Here is a 23507-nt window from a genome sequence, read left to right as displayed (position 1 = left end):
TTTATTAAAAATTATATTATCAGGATGAAATAATAGGACGATATCTTTATACTTCGAGCTTTCAATTAGTCATCTTTTATCATAGTTTTCAATATTTCAACATTTTTGCTCCATAATAAATGCTGAAGAATAGCAAGTTGTTGGATCTAAACTAATAGGTTGTTCATTTGGCTTTACCGCTTACCAAAGAAATATTTCATTCCTATTTTTAAACCCCAGTTAATATATTTCCCCGGTTCATTTAGTTCATAATGATTTAATTCATATTTATATTCACCTGATCCATGTTTTAATAAAATTTTAATATAATTTCCTTCTCTCTTTTTATGACAATCTAATTCATCTACAAAAGATGAGAACGTTTTCGAATTTTCTAAATGAAATACATAAATATGTTGACCACCTAACATAAGTTCGATTATCTTATTTGAAGGAAACGTAATCTTTTAAAAATTAATCTGGATATATTTTTTTCATTCACTAACCGAAGAATTAAGTATATTCGTTTAGATAATAAGTAGTTTAATATTTAATAAACATAAATTAGATGTTACTTCACTTAATGTTTTAATAAAATATTCTTTTAACCATGAAAGCGATTAAGATCATCTCAAATGATCAATGACAATAAGTCTTTATTAATCCTTATTAAGACGAGGATTTTTTTTAATTGTTTTTTGTTTCCAATAATTCCATATTTTTGATAGTATTTCAGGACGAAAAATTTGAACCGAATTATATTCTTTTGTAATTCCTCCATAACCTTTTTTAAAATGAGCTATTGATGGTGTGTTAGTACCGCCTAAATCGTACCAATAAAAACCATTACTTTTTGCCCATTTAATAATAAACCATTGAATGACATTATTAGGACATAATTTATTATATTCAGCTTTTGAAACTCCATCCCAATAATAACATGTTTTGTTAAAAAGTAAAAACACTCCCGCTGAAATTAATTTATTTTCATACTCAATAGTAAGCAGTTGAATTGATTTTTTAGGTAATTTATTAAACATGTTTAATAAAAATCTATTTGACAATTCATATTCCATTCCCTGTTTTTGATACAAAATTGTCCTTAGCTCCAAATATGAATTAATAATTTCAGGACTAATGTCAAACGAAATATTAAAATTATTTTTTTCCCCTTTTCTAATTTGATTTCTTGTTTTTGAATCAATTTTTTTCCATAACTCATCTTCAGTTTGAAGAAGAGATATTACAGAAGTAGTATAAGTATTGATTTGAGAATATTTTATATTTCTAACATTATTTGGAAACAATTCCCCTTGAGTTAATGATAAAATATTAGCCTTCATTGATTTTGCATAATCAAGAAGTGCATTAAAACATGTCTCAAATTTTCCTTCTTGGAATGCAAAGCCCATAAAGGGGGTTAAAGAATGTCTTATAGGTGAACCAACAACTTTAATAAAATACAAATTCGCTTTTATTAATGGTATTAATCCAACTAGAGAATTATCTTCATAAATAAAAAGTCCTAACGATTTAGCATTGGGATAATATATTTTTTGATAGTTTGTTACCCATGTAGAAGTCTGAAATATATTCCAATTATTAAATTCTAATAATTTTGCATCCCAATCATCATCAAGATTCACTATTTTGGTAATAATCATATCAGAAATTTAACAATTATTCAAGGGTGTTATTATAAACTGAAATCAACTTAGACTCCATATTTTCCCAATTATAGATAGTCTCAAAACATTTTCTACCATTCTGCCCCAAAATTTTAGCGTGATTTTTATTTTCAATCAGTTTTAAAATTGCTTCTGCAATTTCAGAATACGAACTTGAATCAATTAGAAATCCACAATTACATTCACCAATAATTTTGGCAATATTTGGGAAATTACAAGCAACAACTGGAATACCAGCAGCCATATAATCAAAAAGCTTATTTGGTATACCCATCATATTATTTTTTGAAACAGGTTGTAGCAATAAAATTCCAATATCTGAATTAAAGAGGTAGTCTGGAATTCTATTAAAATCCACCCAACCAGTAAATGTAAAATTCTTTTCTAACTTATTTACCTTTATAAAAGATTTCATCCATTCAATGTCTTCTTTTGGAGCTCTACCTATTGTTACAAAATTAATATCCGGATATTTCTGTATAACTTCTCTAGCGGCATATAAGTATTTGTCCAATCCTCTGGTTTTAATGTCTAAATTCCCCTCATGCACAATTGTTATAACTCCACTCATTATCTCTTTTCTCTTTTTATAATCTTTAAATTGTTCTTTTGAAGGACACACCATAACAATACTTACATTCTTGCATCCATAAGAAGTAAATCTTGGTATTAGATCTTCACGCACAACTATAATATGGTCAACAATCCTGGAAAACATTCTTTCAATCAAAAATATAAAGGTACCAACAAGATTTTTTACAAATCGAGATTTAATTTTCATTGGAATACTTGTAGCATGTTCCTCATGAACATCATAAATAAGTTTACATTTTAAAAATATTCTTAAGAAAAGTGCTGCAACCAATAATTCCGGTTCATGAAAATGATATACTTTAGCTTTAATTTTTAATGCAGTACGTGCCATTTGGAATACAGTAATAAATCTGCCCAGATTTCTTCTGCGTTTGAAACCGAGAACTTTTATTCCATCTAACTCAAACTCATCTTTTTCTGCTGGAGCTAATAATACTACACTATATCCTTTATTAACAAGGCTTTTTAACTCTTTATAAAAAATTCTATCATCATCATAAGGATGATAGGATGTCATCATACATACATCGTATTTTAATTTCTTATTCATAATTTCGAACAATGTATATCAATTTTGCTAGCGCAAAATACATCCACGCTTCCGACCACCTCAAATAGGCAATTTTTACTTTATGAAAAGGATATTTCCTGTAATAAAAATATCCACTTTTATCCTGCATATTATCTATTGTCCAGTTAGCGGTTCTTAATGCAATATTCAAATATTTTTGATTTAAAGGTGAAATCTGAGAAAAGCACAAAATTGTTTCAGCACAGCTGTGAATATCTATGGGATATTTTCTATTCACACGGTATAACGGTGAACCATCCTCATTTACCAGTTTATTCCTGTAAAATTCCATTCCCTTACTGATCGCATTTAAGATTCTCTCATCTGGACTCACTTTATAAATATCATATAAAGCGCGCAGTATAAACCCGGTATGATATGGATCGATCCTGCCGTCATTTGGATAAATATAATGCCAGGATCCATCCGGAAGTTGCGAATTAAGAGTAAATTCAAGAGCTTTTTTTGCCTTTTCTAAAGAAATTTTTCTATCAAATTGTGATGATTTAAATATAGTAGCTGCAGAAATAATATTTGCATTATAACATACTTCTCTATCAAAGGGTGTATAACTGAAGCTTAATTCATTCTCACTTATATTAGTAATATTTAATTCTTCTTCAAAGAATCTGCACCCCGAGACTATTACATCAAGATATTTCTGCTCTTTTGTAATCTTATAAATTTCTAGTAAACTGTCTATCACATTTGATGTTACAACGCTTGATGGGGTTCCTTCATTCAAAAGTTCTGCTGCCTGCCATTTAAAAGGATAACCCCAGCAAAAATTTTTATAACCTTTTGAGGGATTTTCTATAAGCCACTCTGCACACTGAATAGCTTTATCTAAATATTTAAAATCGTTTGAAGTCTTGTATCGAAAAATATATGCTCTGATAAGTAAAGCTAAAGCTTTCGCATTATAATTTTTATTAATATTAAATAAAAAAACAAAAAAATTCGGAATGGAATCAATCAAAATTGTCTGGAGTTTAATTAGTTTATTTTTGGTTAAAAATCTAAAGAATGGATGAGCAAGAATATCATAATGGTCAAATCCTATATGACCATTATAATTTATCCAATTTTCAAGTGAGAACAAGGATCTAAATATTTTTTCAGAGAGCTGGAGCAAGATTTAACCCGTCAGAAATTTGTTTATCTACTATAAAGCTAATTTCAGTTGCAAAAATAATCTCATCCAACGATATCGGTATTTCTGTTTTATTCAAAAGTGATTTAGCAAACTCTTCTAGTTCTTCTAAATAACCTTTCTCCACTTTCCAAGATTTTATTTTTTTATTGGAATTTTCGTATAATTCTAAACTTAAAAAGTCATTTATAATATAAACGTTACCATCACAATAAATCTCAATATATTCCTTTTGTAATTTTGGTGATCCGAATGAAGTATAAATTAAATTTCCAAAAGATCCATCTTCATATGATATTGTTGCAGAAAAATTATCTTTGACAAAATGATAATGTGTTGGATTTCTTATACTTCTTGATATCACATCAATTGGTTTTGAGGAAGTGAAATAATTCATTAAATCAAACATATGACAAGCTTCTCCAATAATTCTACCTCCCCCCTGAGGACCACGAGTCCAATGGTCAAGTGGAATATTACCTGCATTCACTCGATAATTAATAACCAAAGGATTAACTCTGTTAGAGATTTTTTCTTTTATTTTTTTTGAGAAGGGAGAAAATCTTCGATTAAATCCAACCATTAATGGTGTATTAAATTCCTTAATGATATTTACTATATTCTTTAGTTCATCAGGATTCATAGCTAATGGTTTTTCAACAAAAACGGATTTTCCAGCTTTGGCGCTAGCAATAACAAGTTCTGCATGCTGATTATGTCTAGTTGTAATAATAACTAAATCAATATCCTTATCGTTTAAAACACTGTTAATATTAGTCGTTGCATATTTTGCACCAAATTGTCTTGCTATTTCCTTTGCTTTGTATGGATTCCTATCAACAACTACCCCAATCGAATAATATTGAGATAGTTTCTTTAAATTGGGCAAATGGTTGCTAATTGCAAAACTTCCCGCACCAATTATAGCAGTATTAATTTTATTTTTTTTGAAGGTCCTGTTTGTTAGTACAATTCGAGAAAAGTTATAGTTTTCTCTCGGGATTATTATTTCTCCATACCGAAGAATTGCTGCGATCATTTTTTTATCAGTTGCCAGCGCATTAAATGCCTTTGAAGCCTCGCTAAAAGCAAAAACTTGAACAGGTAACTTTGATAAATCTATTTTCTTTGAAGCTATCAGTTCAAGATATTCATTCATATTCCTATTTTCAGTCCACCTAACATACGGATATGGATAATCATTACCTAAAATTTCATAATTCTCATCGTATCTTCCTGGACCATAAGAACACGAGATTAGGAAATCAGCTTCTTTCTCATAGAAAGGTTTTCTTTTCAGATTCATTCCAACTGCCCCAACCACAACGACCTTTCCTTTTTTCCGTACAATTTCCATTGCAGTATTCGTAACTTCTGAAGAACCAGAACTTGCCGTAATTATTACACTATCTGATCCCCAACCCCTTGTAATAGTGTTCACCTTAAATATAAGATCTTCTGTCGTAAGATTAATAGTAAAATCTGCACCTAATTCTCTAGCAATATTTAGTTTATCATCACTAATATCAACAGCAATTACCTTACAACCTGCCGCTTTTAAAATTTGAAGAGTTAATAATCCTATAAGTCCAGTCCCTAATATTGTGACAGTTTCACCTATTCTATTATCAGCTCTTCTAACACCCTGTAATGCAATTGCTCCTAAAGCAACCGAAGAGGCATCTTGGACTGAACAATTTTCGGGTATTTTTACAACTAAATTTCTATGGACACAAACAAATTCAGCATGATATGCATCACCTGCACATGCAACCATATCACCAGGTTTAAGATCATCAATGCCTTTACCAACTTCTTTTACAATTCCTGAACAACTATAACCTGTAGGCTTACCAAGATCAAGTTCCCTCCTGATTTTATCAATCATTCCAGTTAAACCATAAATGGGTAGCTGCTCAAGAACTTTCTTGACTTTATCAGGTTGTTTCCTAGCTTTGGTTAATAGTGATTCACCTGAAGTTGTAAGTGATGACAATTCTGTTCCTGAACTAATAAACGAGTATTTAACTTCGACCAAAACACAACCTTCGATAATTGAAGGTACAGGAACTTCCTCAATATGAACATTGCCTTTTCTTAATAATATCTGCTTCATATTACTTTAACTTTGTACGAATAAATTAAGATAAACCGATTCTTGTTCATTCCAGCTATAACGACGTTTTAATTCATCCGTAATATTTAGTTTATAGTTGTTGTTAATAATTTCTTTTATTGCTTCTGATAAACTTGATTTACTAATTTCTCTTAAACATACTCCAACTTTGTTCTTTTCAACAATATCTACAAGACCAGGATAATCATTTGTAATTACAGGAAGACCATTATTCAAATAATCATAAATTTTATTTGGGGCGCAAAAGTAATTATTTAAATTAGTGTTTTCATAGAAAGCTATTCCAATGTCATAATTTTTTAGAACCTCAGGAATTTTATAATTTTCAACGGGTGGTAATATTTTTATATTAGAAATTCCTTTTATCATTTGAATAAGCTTTTTTAAATATTTTTCCTCACCGGGACCAATAAAATCAAAACTACAGTTTTCTATGTCTTTTGCAGCAGCGATAAGTTCAGGGAGGCTTCTTCCTTTCCCGATTATACCTAGATATACTACCTTTATATTTTTTTTATCATCATAATTCACTTTTGGTTTATTAACCGCGATGAGATAAGGATAATTACCAATCATTACAAGTTTTCGGTCATCAACATTATATTTATTCTTAAAAAAATTTAATCTATGGAATTCGGGTAGTATGATATGATCACAATACTTCAGAGCATATTTCTGAATTGTTTTCCAGATAGTGTGCTTAATTCCAGTTTCTCTTTCAACAGATAATTCAGTATTGTCAAAAATAAGCTTAATACTTTTATTTTTCCTCTTTATAAGTATTCCTCCAATAATAGTAGCTAAACCGCAGCACTGAACAAATTGGATATCATTTCTGAGACTTATCTTTTTTGAGATATTCCATCCAAATTTTAACTGTTCAATAAATGAATTAAGCTTCCCTTTATCATAACGTATTTCATTCTGGTTAATTTCAAAATCAAAATTTTTTAGATCTTTTTCTTCGTTATTAATGTTGCCGAGATATACAACAGATTGAATTCCTGTCTTTTCAAGCGTTTTTATCATTTTGTGTATCCGACCTTGATACTTAAATTTACCTATAAAAATAAAAGCAACTTTTCCAGTCATATCAATAATTATTAATAAAAAACTCTACTATCCGTTTTGAAGCTAATCCATCACCATAAGGATTATTAGCCTTAGACATTTTATAGTATATTTTTTTTGAAGAAAGCACTTTATTTGTTTCAAAAAAAATCTTATTTGCATCAGTCCCAACTAATTTGCAATTACCTGAATATATTCCTTCTATCCTTTCTGTTGTTTTACGCATAACTAAAACTGGAATACCAAGAGAAGGAGCTTCTTCTTGTACACCCCCTGAGTCAGTTAAAACTAAATAACTTTTACTTAGAAGATATACAAAAGGTTCATATTCCATAGGAGGAAGAAGATATATATTTGTATTCTTTGAAAGATACTCTTTAACTGGTTTTTGCACATTTGGATTAAGATGCACTGGATAAATAATTTGGATATCATCATATTTATCAGCAATCTTTTTAATTCCTTTACATATATTCTTAAAACCTTCACCAAAACTTTCCCTCCTATGACCAGTAACTAAAATGTTCTTTTTACCATTCTTTAAATCCAATTTATAATTTTCTAGAAAATATCTATACCATTTTAAATCTTTTTTATTGTAACTTAGTTTTTCAACAACTTGCAACAAAGAATCTATGACCGTATTCCCGGAAACAATTATAGAATTCTCCTTAATACCCATTCTTATCAAATTGCTTTTAGCGAGTTTTGTGGGGGCAAAATGAAATCTTGCAATTGCACTCGTAAGAATTCTATTAATCTCTTCAGGAAAAGGATTGAACCTATCACCACTTCTCAATCCAGCTTCTACATGTGCAACGTCAATTTTTAAATAATATGCTGCTAAAGCCGCGGTGAATGTTGTAGTTGTATCGCCTTGAACAACAACCAAATCAGGTCTATCTTTTAGAAATATATCAGTTAATTTCGTAATTATTTTTGCTGTTAAAATATCCAAACTCTGGTTCTTGGTCATAATATTCAAGTCGTAATCAGGCTTTATAGAAAATAGTTTTAATACCTGATCCAGCATCTCTCTATGTTGAGCAGTTACACAAACTTTTGTAAGAAATTTTTTATTTTTTTTAAACTCCAATATTACTGGAGCTAGTTTTATAGCTTCAGGTCTTGTACCAAATACCACAAATATTTTTTTTCTTTTCATTTTTTCCCAAATTTTGAAAGAAAATCATCATTTTTCATACAAAAAAGAACATTTAGGTTTGCTTTTATTTATAATATATCCCACATCAACCCTAATATCTCTACTAATTTTATCTATTATATCGTTGGTGCTTATTCATTTAATTAATTTTGCTGAATTACCTCTATAAATAATATATGCTTCCACACTTTTTGTTAATTGTTAATATAAAATTAAATGCTATTAATGAACCAATTCCAATTAAAATTTCATTCAATATATTTTCTCTTTCTTTAACCAGAAATCATTTTTAATATTTATATTATTTTAATTTTTTCGAGTATTATTTTTTTAAAAGTTAAATTTTAAGCAACTTTTTTAATGTAAGATTTTAATATGTATTTTTTCAGCCTAGCATATTTAGTAGGAATAAATTTTTCAAAGAGTTTAATGTCTTCAGTTTCAAAGGGTTTTATTAAAAAAAATAATATAGAAAAAACGAATAAAGAAATTAAAAATTCAATAAGAACGTATTCAATAATAATTTTTTCTACATAAATGGTAAAACCTAACAATAAACTTATTAAAGATACTTTTAAAAGAGTCTTTTTGGGATATTTTATTCCCAAAAGGACAAATAACCTTCTAGAATAAATAACAAAACCCAAAAAGGCTCCAAATACTAATATTAGACTTGCTGCAACCACTCCATATTTGGGTATGAATAAAATGGAAAGTATTAATGTTAGAATTACTGTAAAACCAAACATTTTTGTAAAATATTTTTCCTCACCTATTGCATTCAGAGCAGCACCATTAACATACCCAACACTGTTAAAAATTATTAATGCTAATAACTGGAATGGTAGAATACTATCAAAATATTTAATACCATAAACAACCATTATTATCTGTTTAGAAAAACAAATAATAAAAGTAGCAAAGGGAAAAGATAAAACTAAAATGGTTTTATAGGCTAACCTATATATCTCTGTCATCCTTTCCTTGGATTCTTTATAAATAGATGATAATGTGGGAAATATTGCATTCATAAACATCTGAGGGACAATAAATAAAAATCCATTCATTTTTTGTGCTGCTGAAAAAATGCCAACTTCATGATCATTTGTATACCGTCGAAGAAAGATAATAATGATATTATTATATAACACTCCAATTAATGTCAATACTGCAAATGGTAAAGATTCTGTTATTGTTTTTTTAATAAAATTATATTTAATTAACCTAGGATTTATTGAAATATTAAATTCTGCAATCTTATGTAATTGCCATATATTAACTAAAAGGCGAACTGTTGAAGCAAAAGCAATTAGATAAATAATTCCCACCAAATTCAATTTTAGTTTTATACCAATCAAAACCCCCAATAAAGTAAGTAATGAATTTATAATTTGCCCAATGGCATCATATTTCATTTTTTCGAAAGCATAAAATATCGCTATCGCGGCAAGATTAATTGAGTAAAGAGTAGTTGTTAAAATTACAGCAATCATAATTTGTAAGGTATCCCGATCCCATCCCAGGAGCATAATAGTAGGTACAAAAATACCATAGATAAACACAGAAAGAAATGCTTTGATAAAAATCGTATTGTTGTAATATATATTAGCTGCGGCTTTATTCTGCGAAACATTTCTTATTACTAGACTTTGAAGTCCCAATTCCACAAATAAAGCTACTATTGCAATAGTTGATTGCGCAAAAGCATATTTGCCAAGTTCTTCGGGACCAACATAGCGCGAAAAAAGAGCCATCCATACAATACCAAAACCAAGTGTAAATATTTGACCTATTGTTAGATAACCTGTGTTTTTTAAAACTCTTTTTGCGGTGCTCATCTCAATTCTATCTTTTTGATTAGTTTTGCAGGAACTCCACCTACTAATGAATATGGTTCAACATCTTTCGTAACTGCACTATTTGGTGCTATTATTGAGTGGTGCCCAATCTTGACACCCGGATAAATTGTAGAGTTCCCACCAATATAAACATTGTTTTCAATCACAATTGGACTTGTAGTCCTATGGGTTTTATCACTCAATCTGTCTCCATATAAAACCTGTTGAGCACTACTATGTGTCCATAATCCTGTTGATGGTCCAGCAATATGTACATAATCGCCTATGGTTATATTATCTGAATAATCTAAAATACATCTAACACCAATATAAGTTTCCTTTCCAATTTTAATTTTACCATCACCTAGCCCCAAAGTGAGAACCTCGTATTCAATTTGACTATTTTCACCTACCTCAATATTTCTTAAAATCACATTTCGACCAACTGTTACATTAAAATTCAGTATTACATTCTCTAAAAGTATAGAATTCTTGCCTATCTTAACATTATCATATAATAAACAGTTTAAACCAATTTCTACAAATTTTGAAATAAGAACCCCATTACCAATATTAGATTTACGTTTTATTTTAAAAGAAAATACATTTGTTTTTCTTCCAATATGAAATCCTAATAAACGTAAAAGTAAACTATAATTCATTTTTAGTTCAGTACTCAATATTAAAATATGTAGATGTTTTTAATTAAAGATGCTATATATTTTTCTAATAACTTTATTTTTCACTGTTGTAAAGTATAAATCATAAAATTCTTCAGTTTTTTTCGTAAATCCCATTTTAAATAGTGCAATATTGGGGAGTTTTTCTTCTTCAACCCTAACCAAATCATATTTAGTGCAACCTTCTCTTTTAAACTGCTTCATTACTTCCCATTGAATAAGTTCGTTTTGTCCAAGATTTGGTGTATTTTCAAAGCTTGCGCCATGCCAATAATAACCGGTATTTTTATATTTAAGAAATATCCCTCCGGATAAAAATTCACCCTTGTATTTTGAAAGTAACACACGTGCCATTCCTACCGGATAAAAAGTTTTAAGTATTTCAGAATAGTATTCAATGGTTAGTGGTGATTTATTTAATTTTTTATAAAGTGAGGTTATCATTTTATAATATTCATTGATAAGCTCAGTACCTCCAAAAACAATCTCAATATTATTTTTTTCAGCCTTACGTATCATATTTCTTCTTTTAGAATTAAATGAAGCAAATATTTCATCTTCCTTAGGTAGTAAATCCACAATTGGAGTTTTAAGATTTCTAACTTTACAAGAAGAATTTAAATCATTCAAAACAAACCCGGGAGTACCAGTAATGAAGCAGGCACAATTTTTATAATTAGAGATAAAATGCTTAAAAAAAATATTTATTAATTCTCTTGATGAATTAACTTTTTCATCTCTAAAAAGAAACCCCCCATATGGTACTTCATACATCTGTGGTGGCGAATATATATTTGTAATGTTTTTTAATTTTTTAAAAACATGATATAAAATTAATGCCGTGATTTCTTTCTTATCGTTAATAATAATTCCTAATTGACATTTTGAATCGAAAACTTTACTTAAAATCATATTCCACTCAATTGTATGGAATATTGAAGAATTAGATGACCGAGAAATAAAAATTTTAATTTTATCTATTTCTTCTTTCGGTATATCTTCTAATGTAAAAATCTGAACATTATTTTTATTCATGAGAATTTTTTGAATGAAATATTGAAATTTTAATAATTAAATTATTCTAATGCTGTTTGTTTTTCCCTACAATATAATCTATCTGTAATTCCCATAATTGTGACCAAAGGTATAATCCCATCAATTCTGCCAAAAAAATCCCAATTAAAAAAATAACCCAATATCATTCCAGTAAATGCACCCAGTAAACCTATTGAGAATGCTTGTGAATTGAGATTATTTCCATTTTTCCTTAAAGAAAAGAGTTTACTATATATATTCCATATTATCAATAAAACCCACAAAAACCCAAATAAACCAAATTGCAAAAGCGTATTGCCCACGCCAACATCACCATTAATTTCATTTATAGCAATTTTAGTAAAACCATAACCAAAAAATGGACTTTGCAAAAAGAGAGCAATTTGAGCAGCATAAACAGCTAATCTCACATTAAAGCTATCATTTGATCCGCCAAATACATCAAAAATTGTAATTGCTCTACCAATTAAATTCTGAATAATGTTTATATTTCCAGAAGTATAATTGATAATAATTTGGTTAATAATTAGGGAAAAAATAAAAAAACTTAATATAAGGAAAATAAATTTTATCTTCTGCTTTTTTGCCAATAATAGGGAAATACTTAAGCCTAAAGATATATATAGCAACCAACTTCTTGTTAGTGCCAAGATAAAAGCAATTAATCCAAAGATAAATATTATTTTATTGGTATTCTTCAAGAAGTTAGTTGTTTTTGTGTGAGTCAATAAATATCCAAATGCAATAAAGAGACCTAAATATGTTAACACAGCTGCTCTGTTCCAGATATATAATACTTGCTCTCCCGAAGCTAAAGTTATTTCTGGGGCAACATCCCAATAGGGTCGAAGCTCTAATCTCTCAACAAGGACTAATCTTGACCCTGAAATTACTTCATAAAATTGAATTGCTAATGCTATTATCAATACCGTGTAAATAACTTTCACTAATTTGGTAATATCATTATTGTCTCGTATGTTAGCAATTATTACAAAATAAAATGAATAAGAAAAGAGTTTTCTAACAGAATTCAAGGCACCTCTTAATTCAAAATTCGCACTAAACATCGAAAAAATGAAGTTAATAATTACTAAAACAAATAACCATATAAAAATATTTTTAAATATTATTATTTCCCTTCTTTTATATATTTTGATCAAACTTATAAATACTAATATTCCAAGGAATAAATCATACAATTGAAAATCCCCCAAACCACTAAACTTTAACGTTGGCAATTCATTCATCTCAATAAGGTAGAAAAAGCGGGTTGATAATAAAAAAATTATAAATATCCCTATAAAAGGTTTTTTTATAGAAAGAATTAATAATACAAAAGCTAAAAAAAATATTAATGTTTGATTCACTTTTATCTTAAAAATTTGGGGACGTCTTCACCTTTTTTCTTGTGTACTAACCATAATAGCCCCGAAAAATAACCAATTATAATTGCTAAGGCGGGTTTATATCTTTTCTTTCTTATCTGGCCGAATGCATTTCTACAAGCATAATAAAAAAGATATATTAAAAATCTAATGAAAAATAGAAATCCTTTGTTCCTATAAATTGCTAATATTCTGCTCCTAATGGCAAAATATACTGACCTCGGACTGCTCGGCCCAATAGTATAGCTATGTTTATGCCATATCTTAGCACCTGGAACATAATAAAATTTCCATCCTTTTGACTTAGCCCTAGCTTGCCAATCGATTTCTTCCGAATGACAGAAGAAAGCTTCATCAAATCCACCAACATCTTTATATACTTCTCTTTTAACCAGCATGTAAATATCATCTAAAAAAATACGTTCTTCAATTTTTTCATATTGACCTTGATCTTTTTCACCTTCACCTATGGAACCTTTATACCATAAAAACGGATGTGCAGAGATGCCAACAGTTTGGAGAATACCTGGATTATCCATGTAATAAACTTTACCAGTTAAAAACCCAGCTTTTTGATTTTTTAAAGATTCAGCTGCATCTATTAAATAGCTAAGTGCAAATTTATCAATTTTGGTATCATTATTTACATACAAGCAATAATCAGCATTGCATTCATCAAATGCATATTTTAAACCTAAATTCATTCCTCCTGAATATCCCAAATTCTTTTCTGTCCTTATAACTATGACACTTGGAAATTCTTTTTCGACAAATTCTTTTGAATTGTCCGTAGAACCATTATCTACCATAATTACCTTAAAATTTGGGTATTCTAGCGCCAACATCGAAGAAAGACAATCTCTTAAAATTTCTTTCCCATTAAAATTTAAAACAGATACGACTACAAATGGTTTTTTTATCATAAATTAATTTCTATAATGTTTTATTACTATTACTATTTCTCATTCTCCATACAGGTTTAATATGTTCTAAACTAATTCATCACTTTTCACGCTTCTATTTACTTTTATCTAATATTGATTAATATTAAAAAATTTTCATTTTTTATTAAATACATAATCTAAACCAGACTAAAATCATCTTTTAACTTTAAGTTTTTATACACACCTAAGACTTTGCTATCAGAATTTTTAAAATAAATGTACTAATTGTTTCATCTGTCGAACCATTATCAACAATTACAACCTTATTTAAGTATTTAACACATCCTCATTTAAGGTTAAAAAATAAAATTCGATATTAAAATATTTACTGATAATTTTATTTACATATGGCCAATGAGCTGGTAAAGAAAAAGTAAATATTAAAAATTCTTCTATTTTATTAAATTTTAAATATCTCTTAAGTATTTAAATTATTCATTTTTTTGCAAACTAATATTAAACAAGTGCTTGGTTTTAAATCTTTAAATAAAAATGCTAATAAGGAAATGATCGGAATGAGAAAAGCTTTAATAAATGGTATTTTAATATAATTTAAATATGATAGTAATCTATCCATATAATAATTTTGAGTTTCTTTTAAGTTGACAATTTCAAGACCTTTGATACTATTTACAATATTTAGTATTTCGTCAACTTTTGGGAGTCCATATTTAATATGTTCTAATGTAAAATCAGAAACTTTTATACTCTTTTTATCACAATATCTAATTAAATCTATACATAATTTCTCAGCATGACTACCAAAAGGATTAAATAAAATGATATAATTTTTTGAAACTCTAGTCATTTCACTAATAAAATTTAATCTATTTGATTTCGGAATATGTTCTAGTGTGTGAACAGATATCACTATATCATATGAATTACTTTCAATATTAATGTTCTCTCCATAACCTTTTATAACAGTTTCAGAAAATTTTCTTGCGATTTCTAAAAATTGTTCATTCGGGTCATAAATAGCAATATCACTTCGTTTCAAGCTTCTTTCCAAATTTCCCCATCCTCCACCAACATCTAGAATGCTCATCCGATAATTTCCTTCCAATTCTTTCAAGATTTTCCTTATCACGTAAGCTCTATGATAACTATCAAATGAGTATAAAAATTGAAATAAATTTAGTGGAAGAATTTTCTGTAGCAAAGTAAGATAAATAATATCTATTGAGTTTAAAAAACCACCATTTTTTATTGTAAACGATTTTATTTTTTTTAAAAGTAATTTAATAGACATAAAAGTGCTATATTTATATTATTGTGTAACTATCAAAGTTTTTTAATTCATTAAGGACATATTCTATTTCTACTTCTCTTAAATCCACATGCAAAGGCAATGTAATGATTTTATAGTACTCACTTTCAGCAACTGGACAAGGACTGGCATATGGTTTAAATAATGGCTGCATAGTAAGCGGGGTATAATGACAACCAGTTGCAATACCTTTTGTTTTCAAATAAATAATCAAGTCCTCTTTTTTCTGGGTTTTTATAATAAACATCTGGTAGACATATTTATCAGGTTCATATGGTAAAGCAGGATTTATATAATTCAGGTTTTTAATTCCATTTAAATATTTTTTAATTATTTCACTTCTTCTTTTGTTCATTTCTGGCAATCTTTTTAATTGAGCAAGACCTATTGATGCAGCAAGATCATTCATATTATATTTCCAACCAAGAATTCTTAATTCATAGAACCAATGATAAGCATCTTTATTAAGAGCCGTGTAATCTTGAGCTGTTTTCCAATTATCTTTATCAATTCCAACCCACCGCATGGCTTTTACGTCTTTAAGTAAATCTGGATCATTTGAAACAATCATTCCACCATCACCAGTTGTCATACATTTTTTCTCTTCGAAACTAAAACATCCTATATCACCCCAAGTACCTAAAGCTTTTCCTTTATACAAACTACCAGTTGTATGAGCACAATCTTCGATGATCTTCAGATTTCTTTCTCTTGCCCAGGGTACTAGTTTCTCCATTGGAACTGGATGTCCTGCATAATGTACTGGAATAACTGCAACACAATCCTTATCATATTTTTTATCCAGATCTTCTAAACTTATTCCCAAAGTTATCGGATCAGAGTCAACAAAAACGGGGATTAAATCATTATATAAAACAGCTGATGCAGTAGCAGAAAAAGTCATCGCAGGTACTAGCACTTTTTTACCTTTTTGAAATCCAAAAACTCTAAGCGCTAAATGTAGTGCTGCGGTTGCCGAATTCAAACCAATAGCAACATTAACTCCAAGGTGTTCAGCCCATTTTTGTTCAAATTCATTTACTTTTGGGCCAAGGCCAATCCAGCCTCGCTTAAAAGCGTCCCTCACAGCCTCTAATTCCAAATCAGTTAGAGAAGGTTTAAATAATCTTATATTCATACATCTATACTATTATATTTATTAATAAATTCCTTTAAAGAGATATTAGATTTATCTTTTTCTGATAGAATTGGCTCATTTACTGGCCACTCAATCATCAATTCAGGATCATTCCATAAAATACCTACTTCGTATTCTCTTGCATAATAATTATCAACTTTATATAAAACTTCTGTAATATCCGTCAAAGTACAATAACCATGTGCAAAACCCCGAGGGATTAAGATCATTTTTCTATTTTCTTCACTTAATTCTATGCTTCCCCACTTGCCAAACGTTTTAGACCCTCTTCTTAAATCTACAAAAACATCGAATATAGTGCCTTTAATACATCGGATTAATTTGGTTTCCGAAAATGGTGGTAATTGTAAATGCAATCCTCTAATTATTCCTCTTCGTATCGATTTCGCTTGATTTTCCTGGACCCATTTATAATTTAATTTATGTGAATAAAAAATATTTTCATCAAAAACCCTCATAAAAAAACCCCGCTCATCTTCATGCGGTTTTAATTTAATTTCAAAAACACCTTTTAATTCAAGTTCTTTAATTTCCATCTTTTTTCATATTCTTCAATTTGTAGTAATGACAAATCAAAAACATTTTCACTTTTATATTTTTTATACCAATCGATCGTAAGTTTGATCGTTTCTTCAAAATTAAATATCGGTTCCCAATTTAGTATTTTAATGGCTTTTGTAATATCAAGTGCAAGATATTTTGCTTCTTTTGGCTTATCAATTTCATTTTCAATTTTATATGTACCCTCCCCATATTGTTTTATAATTTCTTTAACAAGTAATTCAACATTTTTATTATTATTATAATTTGGTCCAAAATTCCAAGCTCCTTGTAAAAATGTTTCTCCCTGCATTAACTTTTCAGCTAATAAAAGGTATCCTCCAATTGGTTCCAGAACATGTTGCCATGGTCTTGTTGCCATTGGATTACGAATAATGATAGTTTCTTTGTTTTCTAATGCTCTAATACAATCTGGGACAATTCTATTCTTTGACCAATCACCACCCCCAATCACATTTCCAGCCCGAACAGTTGCAACCAATTTATTATTTTGTTTATAAAAAAACGATTTTTGATATGCATTTACTATAATTTCGGCTGCAGATTTACTAGCACTATAAGGATCATCACCTCCGATTTTATCATTTTCTCTATAACCCCAAATCCATTCATTATTCTCGTATACTTTATCTGAAGTAATTACAACTAATATTTTAGCAGTCCTTGATTGACGAAATGCTTCTAAAATATTTAATGTTCCTAATGTATTTGTCTCAAATGTATATTTTGGCTCATCATAACTCTCTAAAACTAGTGGTTGTGCGGCTAAGTGAAAAATGATTTCGGGCTCAAATTTATCAATATATTCTTTTAACGAAAAATAATTTCTAATATCATCTCTAATATCATAAATTTTTTTATTTAACTCACATAATACAAAAATATCTTTATTAGTTTTGGGATCAAGAGCATATCCCGACACAATTGCTCCCAATTTTAATAACCATAGTGTCAACCAAGAACCTTTAAAACCTGTATGACCGGTTATGAAAACTTTTTTATCTTTATAAGAATTAAACATAATCTATTACTGCCAAACTTTCCATAATGGATTTTCTTTCCACATTTTATTTAGTAATAAATAATCTCTGTATGTATCCATACATTGCCAGAAACCTTTATGCTTGTAAACAGAAAGCTGTTTCATTTCAACAAGTTTATTAATTGGTTCTTTCTCTAGATCGACATTAGGATCATCTGGAATTAAGTCGAGAAATTCTCTTTTAAATATAAAAAATCCACCATTTATAGGTTCTTTATTTTCTGTTTCTTTAAGTTGTTGTTTAAATTGTTTCACAAAATTACCATCAGTAACAAGATCGCCGAACCTTGAAGCAGGAAACACACCGGTTACAGTTCCTATTGTTCCTGTCTTTTCATGAAATTCAATTAATTTATTAATATCAATATCCGAAACTGCATCTCCGTATGTGAGCATAAACCTATCTTCGTTTATATACTTACCGGCAATTTTCACTCTATATCCTGTCATAGTTTCATCACCAGTTTCAACTAAAGTTACCTTCCAATCATCTTTTATAGAACTATTATGAAGTATAACATTTCCGTTATTTGATAAATCAATCGTAAAATCAGAATTATATTTATAATAATTTAGAAAATAGTTTCTAATATAATCACCTTTATAGCCAAGAGCTAAAATAAATTCTTTAAATCCATAATGGGCATAGATTTTCATTATATGCCATAAAATCGGTTTCCCACCTATTTCAACCATTGGTTTTGGTTTAAATTCAGTTTCTTCTCTTAATCGAGTTCCCATCCCACCACATAATATTATTACTTTCATTTTATATTCTACTCCTATTTACTAAAGAATTCGTAGACCTAATTCAAGTAAAAGTTTAAATTAATAGATTTAATTTATGAACATAAAATAATTTTATAAAAAATCATTTTAAAAATAATTTTATATAACATTGAATGGAATTTAGATTTGATACCTTCTCTTTAATACTATACATAATTGAAAATTGTTTAAAATACTATTACTTATCTGAAGTATAGATTATATTTGCTTCTATCATCAAATTATCATAGATGAATTCAGCACGGTATGTATTATTAGCTAAAATACCACCAACTTTTGCAGCAGTAATAATTACAATTTCAGGTTTTTTAGCTCCAAAAAATTCGTTTACTGCTCTCTGATTTCTAAGGTCTAATTCTTTTGATGTTCTTAAAACAAAATTATTATAACCTTCAGATTGCAACTTCCTCAACACAGCCGAACCCACCATTCCAGTTTATCCAGCAATATAGATTTTCTTATTTATATCAACCACTCAAAATCATTTAATTAATTATGTAATCTCATATTTATTTACAGCTCCGCCCTGTCACTCCCAGAGCAACCCAGTACCAAAACAATTCATAATTTATAATTCGTATCTCTTCACTAACCCTAACCACCTAATCGAAAAGACTTATATTTTAATTCATTCATTTAATCATTAATCAAAATTAATGATATTGGTTCTAACAAAAAAAAGCAAGTAGAAAGATGTAAGTAATTACTTTCATTAAGCTTTCAATTTATTTAAATCTGTGTAAATCCGTGTTCATCCGTGTCCCAATTTGTATTTTTGAATAGAACACAGATAAACACAAATAAAAGCACAGATTCACTCAGATAAGTTTTTTAATCCGTGTAAATCCGTCCAAATACGTGCTCATCCGTGTCCCATCTTGAATTTTTAATAGAACACAGATAAACACAGATTAAACACAGATCTTCACAGATTATTTTTTTTAATCTGCGCAAATCCATCCAAATCCGTGTTCATCCGTGTCCCATTGAGGCTTTTTAATAGAACACATAACTTTTCATTTCGACAGACTCAGTGTTATATTCCCTTTGAAAAACTCAATCGGTTGTCTCGATACATCCCTCTTCAATGTCACCCTGAACTCGTTTCAGGGCTGAACTTGTTTCAGGGGTCACCCTGAACTTGTTTCAGGGTCTTCTCTGTTAAAACATTAGTTGCCGAAACAAGTTCGGCATGTCAGCTAAGGTTTTTCAACAAAATACGATTTGTCGTTGCATTCACTCGGGATTATTCGACAATCGATATACCGCAAGATTTCATACTTCGATAGATTCAGGATTAGATATGACCTACCAAATTTTTTATCCGTATAAATCCGTGTTCATCCGTGTCCCATTATAAATTTTTTGAATAGAACACAGATAAAAACACAAATTATCACAGATTATTTATCAGCGAAATCTGCGAGATCTGCGTGCCATTTATAAAAAAAATCGATTGTAATAAATTATTAGCTTCCTTAGAAGCGTCCTCTTTGTAGAAAAACACATACACAAAAAAAATCCAAAGCTCCATTAGGAGCGATCTATAAATCCAATCATCACTCCTCGCAGATTATCATTAATATCTGTGTAAATACGTCCATATCCGTGTTCATCCGTGTCCCATTTTTATTTTCTTAATAGAACACAGATTAATGCAGATAGAACACAGATCTCCACAGATTATTTTTTAACAATCTGTGTAAATCCGTCCAATCCGTGTTTATCCGTGTCCCATTTTTTTCTTAATAGGACACGGATTATCACAGATATTTTATCAGCGAAATCTGCGAGATCTGCGAGCTAATTTTGTTCTTTACTAAAATTAATTCCATACCCTAAAAATTTATTATAATCACACTAACCTTAAAATTGTCAAAATTGCTGATTTACCATCAATTCTCATACTCTCTTCTTTCAAAATCACATTGGATTTTTTCGCTTTCGAATCTGCATAATACCAAGCATTACATTTAATTTCATTTGTTTCAAATTCTTTCGATGAATTTAGTAAACTATTAGCGGCTGATTTGTAGGGTACATTACTGTTGGATCTAATATACTTGAATGGAAATTCCTCACTCTCAAACTTCCACTTTATCTTACCATCTTCACTAAATATAACTGCTATTGGCTCTGAACCTAATTGTGTATAACGTACAGCAGCCGCAGGTAGGGAAACACAAAATTCTTCTGAAACTAGCTTAAAATTTTCGATTGTAGGTTCTCTGTATTTCATAAAGTCTAAATAAAAATTTTCTGGCATCAGAAGATTCGCAGCAAATTCATTAGCAAATAATTCCCCTTCTCTGTCATCCATTTTATTACGTACTGTTTTAATTTCATATTGTGAACTCAAACTATTATTATATTTAGCATGAAAATAATGTCCCAATTCGTGAGCTATCGTAAATCTAATCCAACCTCTGTCGATAATCTTGCTATTTACTTTTATTATCCCTCCATCTTGATTAAATATTATTAATCCATCACCTTCAGTCAGCTCGATTGTTTCTATTAAAATACACTCTGAGTTTGCAATAATTTCTAAGTCTACTTCCTTTGGAAATTTAAAATCAAAGTCTTCATAAATTTTCTCAGCCATCTCTTTAGGGGTTATCAATTTTTTCCTTGTTTTCTTCACTTCTTTGTTTCCTTCTATAGTCAGCGATAAATTTTAATTTCTTCTTATCTTCGGTAGTCAAATCGTAATAAATCTTTTTATTATTTCTTCTGAATTGAATGGCTAATTCACCAATCTCATCTAACTTATCTTCATTGATAAGATTGAAACTGGATTTCATAAATTCATTAAATGCTGTTTTAAAGTTGTAGGCGTCATCCCTTTTCGATTGGGCTATGTATTTTTTAATTTCATCAAGAAGTTTTTGTCTTTCTTCTTCAAGATTGATACCTCTTTTTAGGAAATCTGCTTTTATCTTATCCTCTTCCCCCTCTAATTCTTTGTGAAGGAAAAGTAAAAAATTTAGAAGTTTATCTTTCATATTTCATTTCTCCATTTTTGTTAATTAATTTTATACATTTTCGAGAAATTTTTTTCTTGGTATTTCTAACAATTTTAATGTCAATATTAAGCTCACGAGCAATAATTCGATCTCTTAATTCACCATCCAAAATCATATTTAAGATTTCTAATGCAATTAGATCATCCTTAAAACTATCTATTAGTTTATTCTCCAGTTTTTTGTATTCTTTTTCATATTCTTCCTCTGATAAAATTTCCAATCTATCCAATGAGTCATACAACGACCAATCTGCATTTTTTCTATCATTAAAATCATATTGAATATTTCTTTTATTGTTTTTATTAATTAAAACCTCTTCGTCCTCATCATTTTCAGTATTATCCAGATTGTTTTCATTTTCTTCCATGGCTTTATCAATAATTTTTTCCATTTTAATCTTTTCTTTATCTTTATTTTTTATATCAATACCATTAATTCTGCAATATTTTTTGTACTCATTCCAGACCAAACTTTTGCAGACATTTATAAAAAATGCTATAAAGTCAGGGCAATTTGCTTTATCCCACCTTCTTCTTTTAGATTCATGAATTTCATCATCTAACAATTTGTGGGCGGCAATAGAAATAATATCTGTTGCCATAAGATTATTTATATAATGATCGTCTACAAGCAAATAGATTAAAGAGTCAATTATTCCTACAATTCTTATGTAGTCTTTATTAAAAGTCTTTTCTAATTCCAGGGCTATTTCTTCTTTTGTAGCATATTGGGGTTCTACTTTATTGATATTCTTTCTTTTAATTCGGGTTTGAATCATATAAGTTCTCCTATTTTATTCTTATTTAGTTAATTAATTATGTATCTATTAAATAAACCATATAATTAAAGAGAATAGATTATTATCTATCCCCTCCTATATTTATATTCTCCAATTTTTAAAATTTTGCCATTCTTCCATCCGTGCAAATCAGTCTAAATCCGTGTTCATCCGTGTCCCATTTTTAATTTTCTTAATAGAACACAGATTAACACTGATGAAACACAGATCTTCACAGATAAATTTCTAAAAAATCTGTGCAAATCCCTCTAAATCTGTGTTCATCCGTGTTCCATCTTAAATTTTTAATAGAACACAGATTAACGCAGATGAAGCACAGATCTTCACAGATTATTCTTTAACAATCTATGCAAATCAGTCTAAATCTGTGTCCATCCGTGTCCCATTATTTTAATTTTCTTAATAGAACACAGATAAACACAGATAGAACACAGATTCTCACAGATTTTTAATAAAAAATATTTCTATAGGTCGAGCCTGTCCAAAAAGTAAGTTTTTCAGATCAAAAATGTTGAAGAAATTACATTTGAAACTCTAAAAATATGAGGAGAAAAAAATACACCTTTAAGAGGCTGTTTCAAAATTTGCTAATCTCTTTAG

The 23507-nt window shown here is 29.0% G+C and carries 21 protein-coding genes; all 21 read right to left on the bottom strand.

Annotation, left to right across the window (positions count from 1 at the left end):
- Positions 1–173: 173 nt before the first annotated feature.
- The gene (locus HPY57_00105; GenBank protein NPV10182.1) at positions 174–410 is read right to left on the bottom strand and encodes a hypothetical protein; all 237 of its coding nucleotides are present in this window, start codon (positions 408–410) and stop codon (positions 174–176) included.
- A 228-nt stretch (positions 411–638) separates the two neighbouring features.
- On the bottom strand, positions 639–1643 hold the full coding sequence (locus tag HPY57_00100; GenBank protein ID NPV10181.1) for a GNAT family N-acetyltransferase: 1005 nt from the start codon (positions 1641–1643) through the stop codon (positions 639–641).
- A 16-nt stretch (positions 1644–1659) separates the two neighbouring features.
- Entirely contained in the window at positions 1660–2811 is a 1152-nt protein-coding gene (locus HPY57_00095; GenBank protein NPV10180.1) for a glycosyltransferase family 4 protein, read from the bottom strand.
- On the bottom strand, positions 2804–3934 hold the full coding sequence (locus HPY57_00090) for a hypothetical protein (protein NPV10179.1): 1131 nt from the start codon (positions 3932–3934) through the stop codon (positions 2804–2806). Before HPY57_00090 ends, HPY57_00095 begins: the two co-directional genes overlap by 8 nt.
- Positions 3935–3950: 16 nt before the next feature.
- Entirely contained in the window at positions 3951–6101 is a 2151-nt protein-coding gene (locus tag HPY57_00085; GenBank protein NPV10178.1) for a Gfo/Idh/MocA family oxidoreductase, read from the bottom strand.
- Between the two features lie 6 nt (positions 6102–6107).
- The gene (locus tag HPY57_00080; GenBank protein ID NPV10177.1) at positions 6108–7151 is read right to left on the bottom strand and encodes a glycosyltransferase; all 1044 of its coding nucleotides are present in this window, start codon (positions 7149–7151) and stop codon (positions 6108–6110) included.
- Positions 7152–7215: 64 nt separating this feature from the next.
- Positions 7216–8358, bottom strand: coding sequence for a UDP-N-acetylglucosamine 2-epimerase (non-hydrolyzing) (gene wecB, locus HPY57_00075; GenBank protein ID NPV10176.1), 1143 nt, complete (start codon positions 8356–8358; stop codon positions 7216–7218).
- Positions 8359–8702: 344 nt separating this feature from the next.
- Positions 8703–10196, bottom strand: coding sequence for a flippase (locus tag HPY57_00070; GenBank protein ID NPV10175.1), 1494 nt, complete (start codon positions 10194–10196; stop codon positions 8703–8705).
- The gene (locus tag HPY57_00065; GenBank protein NPV10174.1) at positions 10193–10768 is read right to left on the bottom strand and encodes a hypothetical protein; all 576 of its coding nucleotides are present in this window, start codon (positions 10766–10768) and stop codon (positions 10193–10195) included. Before HPY57_00065 ends, HPY57_00070 begins: the two co-directional genes overlap by 4 nt.
- Before the next feature lie 129 nt (positions 10769–10897).
- Entirely contained in the window at positions 10898–11911 is a 1014-nt protein-coding gene (locus HPY57_00060) for a GNAT family N-acetyltransferase (GenBank protein NPV10173.1), read from the bottom strand.
- Positions 11912–11952: 41 nt separating this feature from the next.
- Entirely contained in the window at positions 11953–13299 is a 1347-nt protein-coding gene (locus tag HPY57_00055; GenBank protein NPV10172.1) for a hypothetical protein, read from the bottom strand.
- A 2-nt stretch (positions 13300–13301) separates the two neighbouring features.
- Positions 13302–14240, bottom strand: coding sequence for a glycosyltransferase family 2 protein (locus HPY57_00050; protein ID NPV10171.1), 939 nt, complete (start codon positions 14238–14240; stop codon positions 13302–13304).
- A 439-nt stretch (positions 14241–14679) separates the two neighbouring features.
- On the bottom strand, positions 14680–15513 hold the full coding sequence (locus HPY57_00045; protein NPV10170.1) for a class I SAM-dependent methyltransferase: 834 nt from the start codon (positions 15511–15513) through the stop codon (positions 14680–14682).
- Positions 15514–15526: 13 nt separating this feature from the next.
- A complete protein-coding gene (locus HPY57_00040; GenBank protein NPV10169.1) occupies positions 15527–16669 on the bottom strand; it encodes a DegT/DnrJ/EryC1/StrS family aminotransferase in 1143 nt (380 codons plus the stop codon).
- A complete protein-coding gene (rfbC, locus tag HPY57_00035) occupies positions 16666–17226 on the bottom strand; it encodes a dTDP-4-dehydrorhamnose 3,5-epimerase (protein NPV10168.1) in 561 nt (186 codons plus the stop codon). The genes HPY57_00040 and rfbC overlap by 4 nt, the downstream gene beginning before the upstream one ends.
- On the bottom strand, positions 17202–18272 hold the full coding sequence (rfbG, locus tag HPY57_00030) for a CDP-glucose 4,6-dehydratase (protein ID NPV10167.1): 1071 nt from the start codon (positions 18270–18272) through the stop codon (positions 17202–17204). Before rfbG ends, rfbC begins: the two co-directional genes overlap by 25 nt.
- Positions 18273–18278: 6 nt before the next feature.
- A complete protein-coding gene (rfbF, locus tag HPY57_00025) occupies positions 18279–19061 on the bottom strand; it encodes a glucose-1-phosphate cytidylyltransferase (GenBank protein ID NPV10166.1) in 783 nt (260 codons plus the stop codon).
- A gap of 199 nt (positions 19062–19260) precedes the next feature.
- Positions 19261–19512 carry an NAD-dependent epimerase/dehydratase family protein gene (locus HPY57_00020; protein ID NPV10165.1) on the bottom strand — a complete coding sequence of 84 codons (252 nt, stop codon included), beginning with the start codon at positions 19510–19512 and terminating at the stop codon, positions 19261–19263.
- Positions 19513–20937: 1425 nt separating this feature from the next.
- Positions 20938–21687, bottom strand: a complete 750-nt coding sequence (locus HPY57_00015; GenBank protein NPV10164.1) for an ImmA/IrrE family metallo-endopeptidase — start codon at positions 21685–21687, stop codon at positions 20938–20940.
- 4 nt (positions 21688–21691) lie between these two features.
- Positions 21692–22087: a hypothetical protein gene (locus HPY57_00010; protein ID NPV10163.1), complete on the bottom strand. Its 396-nt coding sequence runs from the start codon at positions 22085–22087 to the stop codon at positions 21692–21694.
- Positions 22077–22886, bottom strand: a complete 810-nt coding sequence (locus HPY57_00005; protein ID NPV10162.1) for a hypothetical protein — start codon at positions 22884–22886, stop codon at positions 22077–22079. The genes HPY57_00010 and HPY57_00005 overlap by 11 nt, the downstream gene beginning before the upstream one ends.
- Positions 22887–23507 lie beyond the last annotated feature (621 nt).

It is taken from the genome of Ignavibacteria bacterium (genome assembly GCA_013177855.1).
GTDB lineage: Bacteria > Bacteroidota > Ignavibacteria > Ch128b > Ch128b > Ch128b.
This window is presented reverse-complemented; position numbering and strand designations above follow the sequence as displayed.